Source organism: Siminovitchia fortis, from assembly GCF_003605365.2.
GTDB lineage: Bacteria > Bacillota > Bacilli > Bacillales > Bacillaceae_C > Siminovitchia > Siminovitchia fortis.
Genome location: NZ_QYTU02000001.1, coordinates 76779 through 90495 on the forward strand (window position 1 = coordinate 76779; position 13717 = coordinate 90495).

The 13717-nt window shown below is 45.8% G+C and carries 13 protein-coding genes; 5 read left to right on the forward strand and 8 right to left on the reverse strand.

Going from position 1 to position 13717, the window contains the following annotated elements:
- Positions 1-67: 67 nt before the first annotated feature.
- Both D4N35_RS00455 and D4N35_RS00460 read right to left on the reverse strand, forming a co-directional pair.
- The gene (locus tag D4N35_RS00455; RefSeq protein WP_120068270.1) at positions 68-1015 is read right to left on the reverse strand and encodes a hypothetical protein; all 948 of its coding nucleotides are present in this window, start codon (positions 1013-1015) and stop codon (positions 68-70) included.
- The gene (locus D4N35_RS00460) at positions 969-1514 is read right to left on the reverse strand and encodes an RNA polymerase sigma factor (RefSeq protein ID WP_120068273.1); all 546 of its coding nucleotides are present in this window, start codon (positions 1512-1514) and stop codon (positions 969-971) included. Before D4N35_RS00460 ends, D4N35_RS00455 begins: the two co-directional genes overlap by 47 nt.
- A 211-nt stretch (positions 1515-1725) precedes the next feature.
- Here D4N35_RS00460 and D4N35_RS00465 point away from each other — a divergent pair, with 211 nt between their 5' ends.
- Together D4N35_RS00465 and D4N35_RS00470 are read left to right on the forward strand one after the other, a co-directional pair.
- Positions 1726-2955: a DNA polymerase IV gene (locus D4N35_RS00465; protein ID WP_120068277.1), complete on the forward strand. Its 1230-nt coding sequence runs from the start codon at positions 1726-1728 to the stop codon at positions 2953-2955.
- Positions 2952-3296, forward strand: coding sequence for a YolD-like family protein (locus tag D4N35_RS00470; protein WP_120068280.1), 345 nt, complete (start codon positions 2952-2954; stop codon positions 3294-3296). The genes D4N35_RS00465 and D4N35_RS00470 overlap by 4 nt, the downstream gene beginning before the upstream one ends.
- Positions 3297-3439: 143 nt before the next feature.
- Here the strand turns inward: D4N35_RS00470 and D4N35_RS00475 are convergent, their stop codons facing one another.
- Together D4N35_RS00475 and D4N35_RS00480 are read right to left on the reverse strand one after the other, a co-directional pair.
- Positions 3440-4240 carry an SDR family NAD(P)-dependent oxidoreductase gene (locus tag D4N35_RS00475; protein ID WP_120068283.1) on the reverse strand — a complete coding sequence of 267 codons (801 nt, stop codon included), beginning with the start codon at positions 4238-4240 and terminating at the stop codon, positions 3440-3442.
- A 13-nt stretch (positions 4241-4253) separates the two neighbouring features.
- On the reverse strand, positions 4254-5207 hold the full coding sequence (locus D4N35_RS00480) for an MBL fold metallo-hydrolase (RefSeq protein ID WP_120068286.1): 954 nt from the start codon (positions 5205-5207) through the stop codon (positions 4254-4256).
- 637 nt (positions 5208-5844) lie between these two features.
- Here D4N35_RS00480 and proC point away from each other — a divergent pair.
- Together proC and namA are read left to right on the forward strand one after the other, a co-directional pair.
- On the forward strand, positions 5845-6672 hold the full coding sequence (proC, locus tag D4N35_RS00485; RefSeq protein ID WP_120068289.1) for a pyrroline-5-carboxylate reductase: 828 nt from the start codon (positions 5845-5847) through the stop codon (positions 6670-6672).
- Positions 6673-6748: 76 nt separating this feature from the next.
- Entirely contained in the window at positions 6749-7765 is a 1017-nt protein-coding gene (gene namA / locus D4N35_RS00490; protein WP_120068293.1) for an NADPH dehydrogenase NamA, read from the forward strand.
- Positions 7766-8303: 538 nt separating this feature from the next.
- On the opposite strand, the gene rnz is transcribed toward namA, so the two are convergent.
- Positions 8304-9227, reverse strand: a complete 924-nt coding sequence (gene rnz, locus D4N35_RS00495) for a ribonuclease Z (protein WP_120068296.1) — start codon at positions 9225-9227, stop codon at positions 8304-8306.
- Between the two features lie 105 nt (positions 9228-9332).
- Between rnz and D4N35_RS00500 the strand changes: the two genes are divergently transcribed.
- Positions 9333-9797 (forward strand): YueI family protein, encoded by a 465-nt coding sequence (locus D4N35_RS00500; RefSeq protein ID WP_235870246.1) that lies wholly within the window; start codon positions 9333-9335, stop codon positions 9795-9797.
- Here D4N35_RS00500 and D4N35_RS00505 read toward each other — a convergent pair whose 3' ends face one another.
- From D4N35_RS00505 to D4N35_RS00515, 3 genes are read right to left on the reverse strand one after another with little or no spacing between them, the layout of a single operon-like run.
- Complete coding sequence (locus tag D4N35_RS00505) at positions 9798-11012, reverse strand: DNA polymerase IV (protein WP_120068302.1); 1215 nt, start codon at positions 11010-11012, stop codon at positions 9798-9800.
- A gap of 14 nt (positions 11013-11026) precedes the next feature.
- Positions 11027-12148: a M20/M25/M40 family metallo-hydrolase gene (locus tag D4N35_RS00510; RefSeq protein WP_120068305.1), complete on the reverse strand. Its 1122-nt coding sequence runs from the start codon at positions 12146-12148 to the stop codon at positions 11027-11029.
- A gap of 18 nt (positions 12149-12166) precedes the next feature.
- Complete coding sequence (locus D4N35_RS00515; RefSeq protein ID WP_208646251.1) at positions 12167-13717, reverse strand: acyl-CoA carboxylase subunit beta; 1551 nt, start codon at positions 13715-13717, stop codon at positions 12167-12169.

Consider the following 13717-nt stretch of genomic DNA (forward strand, 5'->3'; position numbering starts at 1 on the left):
TTCTATCATCCTTCCTGCTCTTTTTTTAGGAGGGTTTGTACTGGAAGCCTAAACGAGAAGCACAATTTCAGTTTTCGAAACTTCCTGTTTCTTCTCCATCAATTTTTAACTTCCAGGTCCCTTTCTCCGGAAAAGACAGTTTTCCGCCGTATATATAAATAGGACTGTTCGTCGAAGCATCAATATGTTCGGTCTCTTGCACAAAAGTATGCTCAGACACTGTTTTTCCATCCTCATTTAATAATTGTACGCCAATTTTCTTTTTATCTTTCCCTGAACTTTCTATCGTCATGTCTGTTTCTTTGCGAATATCCATTTCTTTTGGAGATTTTTCAAGCGTATAGTTTTCCGTTTTAGGGAATGGAGGCAGGACTTCCAATGAAAATTTATCAAATAATTGGCCATCCACATAAAACGAGAGCTGCCATAACCCTTCCTCGGGAAAAGGCGTAAATTGTGTCAACACATGGGCATCGTCCCCGTAAAGACCCTCCGATAATATGCCTTCTGATAAAATGATCCTTTCATTATTGTTCGCCGCTTCTATCTCATAATCCTTCCCGGCAAGCTCTTCGGGATTTCCCCAAAAGAAAATCATAAGCTTGGCAACCCTTCTCGGATCTTCCGCGACGAAATGGTCAAAGACATTTAAAATCCCGACTTTTCCTTCAATGCCGAAGACTTCCTGCTTTGTATCCGGGAGTGTAAAGGTGCGCCCCTCCGCTGCATACTCCATATCCAACGACATTTCAGCCTTGTCGGCGATGGAAGATTCCATCTCGGAAGATTCACTGTTCATTGCGAGTTCCTGAATAAAATTTCCTCCAAACTGCGAAAAGACCAGAATAAATAAAATGACTGAAAGAGAACCGATGGCCACTGCTGGTTTAAAGCTTTTTCCTTTATAAGTGCTGTTTTGCTGCAATTTCGATAATATATTTTGCCGCTGCTTTTTCGATAATGAATATTTAGGAAGGCTCTTTAGACTTTCTTTGATTTGCTCTGTTTCCCTCAAAATCAAACCCCTCCTCTTCCAATAATTCCTTCAATTTTTTCAATGCACGGTGATAAGTAACATTAACATTGTTCGGGCTGCATTTTAATATTTCACCAGTATCATTGGATGACAGTTCCAAAATCCCCCGCAATATCACCACTTCCTTTTGCTGGGGAGAAAGCCGTTCAATGGCATCGTATAATTGCTGCTGTTCCTGGCTTTGGATGATGATGTCCTCCGATCCGGGGACCTGCTCCTGATCGGAGGTGAAATAATGCTTGATCCTCTGCCAGACTCTTTTTCTTCTATAACGGTCTATCACAATGTTTCTCGCAATGGCTATTAACCAGGTTTTCGGATTGGAGTCCCCCTTGAATTTGGAAATTTTATTGATTGCGATCAGGAAAGTGTCCTGTACCAAGTCTTCCACATCTGTAAACCCTGTATAGTAAATAAGAAAGCTTGTAATATCCCGCTCGTATTTCTCAAACCAGTCTTCAATCGAATATTCCTTCACACCGTCCCTCCTCTCCTCTACATATTAGACGATCGGGGATGGATTATCTTACAATTATGCTAAAAAATTTCTGCAGAGGTTCGGTCCTTTATTGAACTTTACCTTCTCCTCTTGTGATAAAATACATTAATTCCCAGTATTAAAAGAACATACATTCCCATATAATAAAGATACGAATATATGTTCTGTTTTAAAGGTGGGAGATAACTAAATGAAGAATAAAGTGATTTTCCTTGCAGACATCCAATCGTTCTACGCATCAGTTGAAAAGGTTCGTGACCACTCATTAAAGGATAAACCTGTAATCGTCGCAGGAGATCCGGAACGCAGAAGCGGAATTGTTCTAGCTGCATGTCCATTAGCCAAAAAGTTCGGCATCACGACTGCCGAGACTTTAGGGTCCGCAAAGTTAAAGTGCCCTCATGTAGAAGTGGTCCGCCCTCACATGCAGCTGTACATCGATGTATCTCTTCAAATTAGCCGAATCATGGAAGAATTTACTGATTTAGTCGAACCATATTCAATAGACGAGCAGTTTATGGATGTCACAGGCAGCCAAAGAATATTTGGCCATCAATTTGAGATGGCTAAAAAACTGCAAATAAAAATACTGAATGATATAGGCGTCTACTCAAGAATCGGCATCGGTCCTAATAAAGTGCTGGCCAAAATGGCATGCGATCATTTTGCCAAGAAAAATAAGGTTGGCATTTTTCGATTAGATAAAGATAATATCGATCAACTATGGAAATTGCCAATTGAAAAGACACTTGGTGTAGGTGAAAAAATGGGGAAACACTTGCGAGGAATGGGAATTTCTACAATTGGAGAACTGGCTAAATTTCCAGTTGAATTGCTGAAGAAAAGATGGGGCATTAATGGAGAGGTTTTATGGCAGACAGCCAATGGGATCGACTATTCGCCCGTCACTGTCAAGACCCATAACCAACAAAAAGCAGTTGGCCATCATATGACTTTGCCCAGAGACTACACGAAAATAGAGGACATAAAAATAGTACTCCTTGAATTATGTACCGAGGTCGCTCGAAGATGTCGAAAAAAAGGATATATGGGTGTAACTGTATCATGCAGCGTCAGGGGTGCAGACTTTAATTGTCCTACTGGATTTAATCGGCAAGTGACGCTGCCGGTTCCAACCAATTACGACCTGGACATTTTTCATGCAGCATACAAATTATTTATAAAATACTGGGATTGCCAACCTATCCGAAGCTTAGGAGTGTCTCTGTCTCATCTTCAGCCAGCCCATCAGTATCAGATCGATTTATTTGACAACTACCTTTATCGAGAGCAGTTGAATACAGCGCTAGATAGCATCTGGGATAAATATGGACGTACTGCCATATATAGGGCTTCATCTATCACAAATGCCGGGCAAGCTCATGAGAGAGCGCACAAAATTGGAGGTCATTATAAATGAGAGCCAATAAGCTCACTCCCGGTTACAATTTACGTTGGGAATCAAGTAGAATGATGCTGCCTGAACATAGGGAGCAGTTATTGGAGGAAAGGCGTAAACAGCAAGAATTTACCCCTGCCATACTAGACAACGATCAGCTTCAAGAAATCAATCGTGTAATCGTTAAATCAATTGAAACAAGGCAGGCTGTTACGATTACTTATGCAAAAAAACATGGGCCTGCAAACTTTTTTGGGTGGATTCAAAAAGTAGATATACATGAAGGTTGGTTAAAAATGGTTCATAATGAAGAGACTCTTACTATTCCCTTTAAAAGAATTATAAATGCCGAAATTAATTAGTGGTGGCCTTACCTATCACAAGAAAAAAAGAAATAGACCTCCCTTGAGACCTGAACAATTTTAGGGATTGTCTATTTCGTTGAACAATCTGCGACCGGGTTTCGCAATTTAAAAGATTAACGGGCACCCATAGCTCCACCAAATTACTTTTTAAAAAATGCTTTTTTTCCAAGGCGTTCAACAAGCCTCGGAAATATCGCATACAAAATGCTTCCCGCGTTCATCCAGCCGGGTAAATTGATCTCCCTGCGGTTCGTCAGCATCGCATCCACAACTTTTTCAGCCACCTTTTCAGTGGACAGTATATGCCGGCCCAGGTTTTTGACATAGTTTCCGCTCGGATCCGCAAGATCAAAAAAATTCGTAGCCATAGGGCCCGGATTAACGGCCGTCACAAAAACGCCGTCACCGGCCAGTTCCATACGCAAGCTGTTTGTGTAGCCCAAAACCGCATGCTTCGTCGCTGAATACACGCTCGATTTTGGGGTGGCCAGCTTTCCCGCCTGCGAGGAAATGTTGATGATATGCCCGGATTTTCTTTTCCTCATAGAAGGGATCACTTCTTTTGTGCAGACAATCAGCCCGACGACATTAACGGCAAACATCCCCTCAACATCCGCCGGTGTCACGTCTTTCGCCTCGGCAAATATTCCGTAACCGGCATTATTAACCAGAACGTCGATGTGGCCGGCTTTTTCAAAAATGGCCCGAAAAACAGCCGGAATGTCCTCGTGCCTGGAGATGTCAAGCTTCAAGGCCAAGGAGCTTACGCCGTATTTTTCACGGATACTTTCAGCCATCTCTTCCAGCTTTTTCACATTGCGGGAAAGCAGTACAAGATTTGCACCGCTTGCTGCACACCGGTAAGCAGTCTGCTCACCCAATCCCCCCGAAGCTCCAGTAATAACAACCGTTTTCCCTTTTAAGCGCTCATTTTTTCTCATTGTCTATTCTCCATCAGGCAGAAAAATAAGCCGTACCATCATCGTTTACTCGCTTCGTAATTGCTTCGTTTGACAAAAGATAATCAAGCTGGGCTGTCGTCTCAGACAATGTCAGTCCGAGCTGTTTTTCATAGACAGCAGGAAAAAGGATTTTCGTTAATTCAAATGTTGTGAACGGCTTTTCCTTCAGCAGCTCCAGCACTTGCATGGCGCGGTCATGCTGCCTTGAAAGGCGGCGTTCGATCAATTCGTGCGCCTTTTTCACCTCAGGCCCATGGCCCGTAAAGACTTCGCGGATCTCCAAATCCAGCATTTTACGAAGTGACCTGTTATATTGAAGCTGCGGCTTTGGGCGTTCTTTTAAAGGGTCAAGAGATGGTTCAAGCAGCGGATTGGAAGAAATAGACGCAAGGATGTGGTCCCCTGCAATCAGCGTCCCGTCTTCTTCACGGTAAAAAGCCAAATGGCTTTGCGCATGCCCCGGTGTTTCGAATACCGTCCAATTCTCAAATCCTGGAATGACGTCCCCCTCTTCAATTTCATAAGTCAGCGCACGCTTTGCCAAATACCGGAGAGGTGCTTTCAAAGCTGCAAGCATCTTCTCAAAGTCCCCCTCCATGCCAAATTCAGTGAAAAGGCGGCTGTAGAACTGATCATATGATCTTATAAACTCTTTGTCTTTTTCAATCCACGGGCGGACATATGGATGGCCGTATACAGGAATATCTTCCGGCAGCCATTCGAGCAGCCCTGCATGATCCGGATGATGGTGCGTTAATACGACCTGTTCAATATCTCTGGGCTCAAAGCCTGTTTCCTTGAATTGCTTCTTAAATGCTTCCCATGCCTCTTCGGTTTTGACTCCTGCATCAATCAAGGTCAGAGAATCTCCTTTGACAAGATAAACATTGACGTCCCCCACGTCAAACGGTGTTGGCAAAACTAGCTTAAAAATTTTCTCGTCCATACTTATCCCTCAACTTCATTATTTTTAAGAAAAGCGCAAGGCGCGCAGCCTTAGGCGTCAAGCACAAGCCGAATTTTGATGAGGGAGCTTTTCAGCCACCACAGCAATTCGGCTTGATCCTTTCGCCGATGGCGCCTGGAGCTAGACATAGCATACTTTCTGAGTGGAAAAATGAACCTAGATATTGCTTTCTTTACTTTTAAAAAAGAATTCATAACATAAACATGTATAGTTTATCGATTTTTGCGTATAATGTCATTATATTTGGATAGAAACAGGGAATTGTTCATCTATATCCCTTGACAATTTTGTATTCTGTCAGCATAATCTTATATAAACTTGACTTAAAACAGCGATGATCGGGATCAGTAGATAAGCAAATGATGAAAGAGATTGGAGTCCAGCGGCTGGAAGGCTCCATCATCCACTATCTTATCGAACCTGCCCAAGTGAGCTGTCAGCCAAAACTGACCGTCCCCCCTGCGTTACAGGGTTTGAGATGACTGCTTTTCGTTGGCAGTTAATAAAGGTGGTACCGCGAAAGTCAACCCTTTCGTCCTTTGATGGATGAAGGGTTTTTTGTTTTTTATACGCGCTGAACAAGGCGCTTGCGCTTTTTTAAATGGAGGGAGAACATATGAAGATTTCATTCATCGGGGCCGGATCCATGGCAGAGGCAATCATTGCCGGTTTAATTGAAAAAAATATTTGCCGGGGGAAAGACATCCTTGTCACCAACCGTGAGGACCGGGCGAAACTGGAACAGCTTGAGCGCCGTTACGGAATCCGGCCGACATATGACATGGAAGGACTGATCAAAGGCGCCGACATTGTCATTTTTGCAGTGAAGCCGAAAGATGCGGACGCCGTCCTTCAGAAGATCCAGCCATACATCCAAATGGATACATTTTTCATATCCGTCATGGCTGGCATATCCATCGCATTTATGGAAGAAAAATTAAAAGTGCCGTGCGCTGTGGCAAGGGCCATGCCGAATACATCCGCAAGCGTAGGAAAATCAGCGACGGCTGTTTCGTTCAATCAGCGTGTTTCCGATCAGCAAAAGAAACTTGCAGCTACAGTGTTTTCATCTATTGGAATAACTGCTGTTGTCGAAGAGAACAAGCTTGATGCCATAACTGCCCTTTCCGGGAGCGGCCCTGCTTACATCTACTATGTAGTGGAAGCGATGGAGCAATCCGCCCGGGAAATCGGCCTTGATTCCAATATGGCAAAGCAGCTTATTCTCCAAACATTGGCAGGAGCTGCAGAAATGTTGAGCTCCTCGGACTGCGCTGCCTCCGAGCTGCGCAAAGCTGTAACAAGTCCGGGCGGAACAACGGAAGCCGGAATCGAAGTGCTCCAAAGGAACAAAGTCGAAGAAGCCTTTATTCAATGCATCAAGGCAGCAGCAGAGCAATCAAAGCGCCTGGGCCAAATCCATGAATCGAAACACCCGGTCTGAGCATGCCATTGGGTTTCTTTTACCCCATCTTGGTATAATAAATGAATGACCAGATGACGAAAGGGGCTTTTACTGAATGGCTGTGAAACTGTTTGAACCATATGAAATAAACAATGTAACATTGAAAAATCGCATTGTCATGTCTCCTATGTGCATGTACTCCTGCCATAATGAAGACGGCATGGCCAATGATTGGCATTATACCCACTATACAAGCCGCGCTGTCGGGCGAGTCGGCCTGATTATCGTGGAGGCGACTGCGGTCACTCCCCAAGGAAGGATCAGCCCGCAGGATTTGGGGATTTGGAGCGATGAGCATGTAGAAGGATTGACGAAGCTTGCCGGAATGATCAAAGCACATGGTGCGAAGGCAGGCATCCAAATCGCCCATGCTGGGAGGAAAGCAGAGCTTGAAGGCGAAATCCTGGCTCCTTCCGCAATCCCTTTTAATAAAAAAATGAAGACGCCGAAGGAAATGAGCGTCCATGATATAAAGGAAACTGTCAAAGCGTTTGGAAAAGCGGCGGAACGGGCCAAACAGGCCGGTTTTGATATTATTGAAATTCACGGGGCTCATGGCTATCTGATCAACGAGTTCCTCTCGCCGATCACCAACCATCGGTCGGACGAATACGGCGGAACCATGGAAAACCGCTACCGCTTTTTAAAAGAAGTGATCGCAGAGGTAAAAGCAGTATGGGACGGGCCGCTCTTTGTCCGGGTTTCAGCCAATGACTATCTTGAGGAAGGCTTGGATCCTTCCCATTATGTAATGATGGCTAAGTGGATGAAAGAAGACGGGGTTCATTTGATCGATGTCAGCTCAGGAGCTGTCGCTCCGGCGAAAATCTCAACATATCCTGGCTACCAGGTGCCATTTTCCGAAAAAATCAAGCGGGAAGCAGAAATCCCCACAGGATCTGTCGGCCTGATCACAACAGGGATCCAAGCAGAAGAAATATTGCAAAATAACCGCGCCGACCTTATCTTCCTCGCACGCGCCCTTTTAAGGGATCCATACTGGCCAAGGACCGCTGCTGAAGAGCTTGGCTATGAAATCGAACCTCCGGTGCAATATCAACGGGGCTGGTAATGAGACAAGCGGAAGCGCCTTGCCCATCGACGTACAGACTGGAGTGCCTCCGACGAGATAAAGGATAAGGAAAGGCGGAGAGTGCCTGCTTATCGGCGCAAAGCTAGACGAGCGCTGAAGAAGGCGTAGTTTGCCTTCAGCAGCGATTGGCTTAATCCTTGCGCCGATGGCACTCGCAGCCAGACAACACGGCGAGGAACGCAGGCTCAAGCAGCGACGTCCTGTCGCTTCGCCTGCACTAGCACATCCTGTGCGTCGGAGCCGATGTTGACTTATCGTAGGAAAGCTACTACTTGAGATGGCTTCGTGTGGTGCTTCCTTGAGTTGGCGTCGTGCAGCTTGGCTATGATGTTCGCCTATATCTCCTAGAGTAAGCTGCGCCGCAGGAGCACATTCAGTGCGAAGTCTGCTAGTCGATAGGCGCTGGAGCTGGACAATAGGAAAAGCGGAAAAATCCGGATCAAACTTAAATCGGTTATTGGCATCGGTCCCCAGTGACCGCATGGGCGAAATAACCCCGTATAGAACAGCCATACCTTCAAACAGAGGGTATGGCTATATTTGCAAAATCCGAAACTACTTTTGTTTCAGGGAAGATTGACTGCGCTTCTTTCTCCAACTGTTTCCAGTCTTCTTTTGTATATCTGGAGCTGATATGGGTCAGGCAAAGCATCCGCACATTCGCCTCCCGGGCAATTTCAGCCGCCTGAAGCGTAGTAGAGTGGAAGTATTCCCTTGCCATTTCTTCATTTTCCCCCGAAAAAGTGGATTCATGAACTAACAGATCGGCATTCCGTGCAAGTTCAACAGCGTTTTTACATGGGCGTGTATCGCCGAGTATGGCGAGGATACGGCCTTTTTGGGGCGGTCCGACAAAGTCTCTTCCGTTGATGGTTCTTCCATCATCAAGGGTGACAGTTTCTCCGTCCTTCAGCTGCTTATAAATGGGGCTGGGCGGTATACCCGCTTCCATGAGCTTCTTTGCATCCAGCGCCCCCTGCTTGTCGTTTTCGGTTATGCGAAATCCAAAGCTCGGAACAGCATGATCCAAAAGCAAAGCTTCGATTTTAAACTGAGAATCTTCGAAAATCGTGCCGTCATCGAACTCTATGATAGTGAGTGGATATTTCAAGTGCGTTCCGCTCACTTTAAGCGAAACCTCAAGAAATTGCCGAATTCCCTTCGGTCCGTAAACAATCAGCTCTGAAGTCCCGCCCTGAAAGGAACGGCTGCCCAATAATCCCGGCAAACCGAAAATGTGGTCCCCGTGGAGATGGGTAATGAATATTTTTTCGATTTTCCTTGGTTTTAATGATGTATGCAGGATTTGGTGCTGCGTTGCCTCGCCACAGTCGAACAACCAAACCGCATTTCTTTCTTCCAAAAGCATTAAGGCCAGTGCAGATACATTCCGCAATTTTCCTGGAACCCCTGCGCCTGTGCCGAGAAACAGAAGATTCATCAGCTCACCTGCCTTCTATCTTTCAAATTTACATATTATTGATGGGTGACATAACGCACGGCGGCATTCACCCGGACCATTTCAACGGAATATATTATCGCGGAGGTGTTGCTCTTGAAACGCGCCAATATTGAAGACTATTTGGAAAAAGGAATGTACGGCCCGAAGCAGACAAAACTTGAGGAACGGAAGAAATTTCTCGGTACGATCAGGGAAAGGATAGTAGTCGCCCTCACAAAAAGCCAAGTGATGGAACCGGGCATCTATCCCGAGGTTGAAAAACTGATGAACGAACATCCGAAAACCACCCTCTTGCTAAATGGCGAACTGGGCTATTCCTTCTTGTCCGATTATATACAAAAGGCACGCCAAAAGAAAATCCCTTTTTCCATTGTAAGGGATAAAGACCACTCAACGGATATAGGGCTTGTTCTTACTTATCAGCATGCCATTGATAAAAAAGACATTTTTATCAAAAAGAAGCCATCCAAATTATCCGGGTTGCAAAAGAAAACAAAAAACAAAAAAGTTCCCTTTTCGCTCGTTAAAAATATGTTTAAAAGAAAATGATCAGGATTCCTTTTTATTTTCAGGATGGGAGCCTTCGGAACCTGTACGCAGAATCGAAGAGCCGTATTTCTTTTTCATCCGATTGATGGCATCATATAGCGGCTCTTTTTTTGCCTCTTTTTCATAAGAGAACAAGTTCAGCTGTTCAAAAGCATGATCCGCTTTTAACAGGTCTTGTCCTGTAATCCCCAAAAGCCGAACCGGATGGCCATTCCAGTTTTTAATAAACAGCGTCTTTGCAGCTTTGAAAATTTCATGGGGCTCAACAATCGGGTTATCAAGCATCCTGCTTCTGGTAATGGTTTCGCGGTTTTTATATTTAATCATGACAGAAACGTTTTTTGTCACATATTGTTTTCTCTTCAGCCTGGCTGTCACATTGGCCGAAAGCTTTTCCAAAACAGAAAGAAGCTCAGATTGATTGGAAATATCCCTCGGCAATGTAATCGAACTGCCGACGCTTTTATTCACAGCGGCCGCTTCAGGATCGACTTTCCGGGAGTCTATCCCGTTTGCCCGTTCTTTCAGCCGGAGTCCGCGGATGCCGATGGCGGATTGAAGCTGCCAATCATTTGCCCGGGCCAGATCCCTAATCGTTTTTACTTCGATAGCCCCCAGTTTTTCTGCTGTTTTTTCCCCAATCCCGTGCATTTCAATAACCGGCAAAGGCCAAAGAACGGCCGGTATGTCCCTTTTTCTCAGGATAGTGATTCCCAACGGCTTTTTCATGTCGGAAGCCATTTTAGCGAGAAACTTATTGGGAGCAATTCCAATACTGCATGGCAGGTCAAGAGTGTTCAATAAATCCTTCTGGATCATTTCGGCTATCTGAACCGGGCTCCCAAGCTCCTGGCAATCCGTAATGTCAACGTATCCCTCATCAATGGATACAGGTTCGACAAGATCGCTGTACTTTCGCAAAAGGTCAAAAATGGCTCTTGAAACAAGCCGATAGCGCTCGTGGTCCGGTTGTTTGACGATGAGCTTCGGGCAAAGCTTTTTCGCCTCCCAAACCTGCATCGTCGTTTTAACCCCGTATTTCCGTGCTTCGTAGCTGCATGTGACAACGATCCCTTTTCTTTGTTTGGCATCGCCGGCAATCGCCAAAGGCTTTCCTTTCAAAGAAGGATCATCCGCAATTTCTACCGAAGCAAAAAAGCTGTTCATATCTACATGAAGAATTACCCGTCCGCTTTTCGGATAAAATTTCTTCATCTTCCCATCAACCCTTAATTGGCTGCCGCTTCTTCAATCACCGCAACAACCATTTCAGTCAGTTTATTCAATTCCGCGATTGGCATCCGTTCATTCGTTGTGTGGATTTCCTCATATCCGACACCCAAATTAACCGTCGGAATGCCGAATCCCGCAATGATGTTGGCATCGCTTCCGCCGCCGCTTGCCAATAAACGCGGCTTTCTCCCGACTTTTTGGGCAGCTCTTTTGGCAATTTCAACAACATGGTCACCGTCTGAAAATTTGAAGCCGGGGTACATGACTTGTATTTCAACTTCTGCGCTTCCGCCCATCTCCTTGGCCGTCGTCTCAAAAGCTGCCTTCATTTTTTCAGTCTGCGCGATCATTTTTTCCTCTACAAGAGAACGGGCTTCCGCCAGTAAATCTACTCGGTCGGCAACGATATTCGTTGCTTTGCCGCCTTCAAATCTTCCTATATTGGCTGTCGTTTCCTCGTCGATTCTGCCAAGCGGCATTTTTGCAATCGCCTTTGCAGCAATGGTGATGGCCGATACCCCTTTTTCCGGAGCGACACCTGCATGTGCCGTTTTCCCATGGATAACCGCTTTTACTTTCGCTTGGGTCGGAGCTGCCACAACGATATCCCCGACAGGTCCGTCACTGTCCAAAGCAAAACCGTATTCGGCTTTGACAAGCTTGGAATCGAGGGCTTTGGCGCCGACCAATCCGGATTCTTCTCCCACAGTGATGATGAATTGGATATCCCCATGCGGAATGTCTTCTTCTTTCAAAGTCCTTACGGCTTCCAGCATGACTGCAAGCCCTGCCTTATCATCCGCTCCCAGAATTGTCGTCCCGTCCGTCACGACATATCCGTCTTTGATGGATGGATTCACTCCGTTGCCCGGAACGACCGTATCCATATGAGAGGTAAAATAGATCGGTGCTGCATCGTCTTTTGTTCCTTTAAGGGTACAGATTAAATTGCCGGCCCCATGCCCCGTCTGCTCCTTCGTATCATCCTCATACACTTCTACTCCAAGGTCCTCGAATTTTTTCTTGAGCAGCTTGGATATAGCCGCTTCATTCTTTGTTTCCGAGTCTGTCTTCACCAATTCGAGAAATTCATCGAGCAACCGCTTTTCGTTGATCATGCTTTTACTCCTCCTGGTCTATAATGGGATATTTCCGTGCTTTTTCCGTGGCCTTTCTTCCTGTTTATTATGCAACATTTCTAAAGCCTGGATCAATTTCAGTCTTGTTTCACGAGGGTCAATGACATCATCCACCATTCCCCGGGCAGCCGCTACATACGGGTTTGCAAATTTTTCCCGGTACACCGTGATCTTTTGATTTCTTGTCTCATCAGGATTTTCACTTTGGGCAATTTCACGGGCAAATATGATATTAGCCGCTCCCTGCGGCCCCATGACCGCTATCTCTGCATTTGGCCAGGCAAAAACCAAGTCGGCACCGATCGATTTGCTGTTCAGCGCCACGTAGGCTCCGCCGTAAGCTTTTCTCAAAATGACCGTAATTTTCGGCACCGTCGCTTCGGAGTAGGCATAGAGGATTTTGGCCCCATGCCTGATGATTCCTCCATGCTCCTGTTTCACACCGGGAAAAAATCCGGTGACATCCTCAAACGTAATAATGGGAATATTAAAGGAGTCGCAAAAGCGGATAAACCTTGCCGCTTTATCCGACGAGTCAATATCAAGGCCGCCGGCAAGAAACTTGGGCTGGTTGCATACAAGCCCGACCGCTTCCCCGCGGATTCTGGCAAAGCCGACGACGATGTTTTTGGCAAATTCCTTCTGGACTTCAAAAAAGGAATTGTCGTCAACGACTTGGCCGATGACTTCGCGTACATCATAAGGCTTTACGGCATCATATGGCACAGCATCAGCCAAATCCGGCCTTAGCTCGTCTCCGGCAATCCATTTTTCTCTTGTGGACTTCTCCTGATTATTTTGCGGAAGGTAAGTCAGCAGCTTTCTCACCATTAAAAGGACCTCTTCTTCACTATCCGCCCGGAAATGCGCGTTTCCACTGATTGTGTTATGTACTTTCGATCCGCCGAGGTTTTCAGATGAAATTTTTTCACCTGTAACAGTCTCTATCACTTTCGGCCCAGTGATAAACATTTGACTTGTCTTATCGACCATGAAAACAAAGTCGGTAATCGCGGGAGAATATACGGCCCCGCCGGCACATGGTCCCATTATGACAGAAATTTGCGGGATGACCCCCGAATAAATCGCATTGCGGTAAAAGACATGGCCATACCCGTCAAGTGAAACGACACCTTCCTGGATCCGCGCACCCCCGGAATCGTTCAGCCCGATAAAAGGGGCCCCATTTTTCGCCGCCAAATCCATCGCCTTTGCAATCTTTTCAGCATGCATTTCACCAAGCGCCCCGCCGAAAACGGTAAAATCCTGTGAAAAAAGATAAACCGGCCGGCCGTTTATTTTCCCGTAACCGGTGACTACTCCATCACCCGGATATTTCATTTCTTCCAGTCCAAAATCAGAAGATCGATGCTCTATAAAGGGGTTCAGTTCGACAAATGTGCCTTCATCCAAAAGCAGTTCGATCCTTTCTCTTGCCGTCAGCTTCCCCTTTTCATGCTGTCTCGCAATCCGTTCGTCTCCGCCGCCAAGTTCTGCCTCCCTGCGGCGATCATACAGTTCATTGATCTTATCGTATATATCCGTCAA

Coding starts and splice junctions, on each gene's coding strand:
- D4N35_RS00465 (WP_120068277.1), top strand. CDS start 1,726: ATGAAGAATAAAGTGATTTTCCTTGCAGACATCCAATCGTTCTACGCA.
- D4N35_RS00470 (WP_120068280.1), top strand. CDS start 2,952: ATGAGAGCCAATAAGCTCACTCCCGGTTACAATTTACGTTGGGAATCA.
- D4N35_RS00475 (WP_120068283.1), bottom strand. CDS start 4,240: ATGAGAAAAAATGAGCGCTTAAAAGGGAAAACGGTTGTTATTACTGGA.
- D4N35_RS00480 (WP_120068286.1), bottom strand. CDS start 5,207: ATGGACGAGAAAATTTTTAAGCTAGTTTTGCCAACACCGTTTGACGTG.
- proC (WP_120068289.1), top strand. CDS start 5,845: ATGAAGATTTCATTCATCGGGGCCGGATCCATGGCAGAGGCAATCATT.
- namA (WP_120068293.1), top strand. CDS start 6,749: ATGGCTGTGAAACTGTTTGAACCATATGAAATAAACAATGTAACATTG.
- rnz (WP_120068296.1), bottom strand. CDS start 9,227: ATGAATCTTCTGTTTCTCGGCACAGGCGCAGGGGTTCCAGGAAAATTG.
- D4N35_RS00505 (WP_120068302.1), bottom strand. CDS start 11,012: ATGAAGAAATTTTATCCGAAAAGCGGACGGGTAATTCTTCATGTAGAT.
- D4N35_RS00510 (WP_120068305.1), bottom strand. CDS start 12,148: ATGATCAACGAAAAGCGGTTGCTCGATGAATTTCTCGAATTGGTGAAG.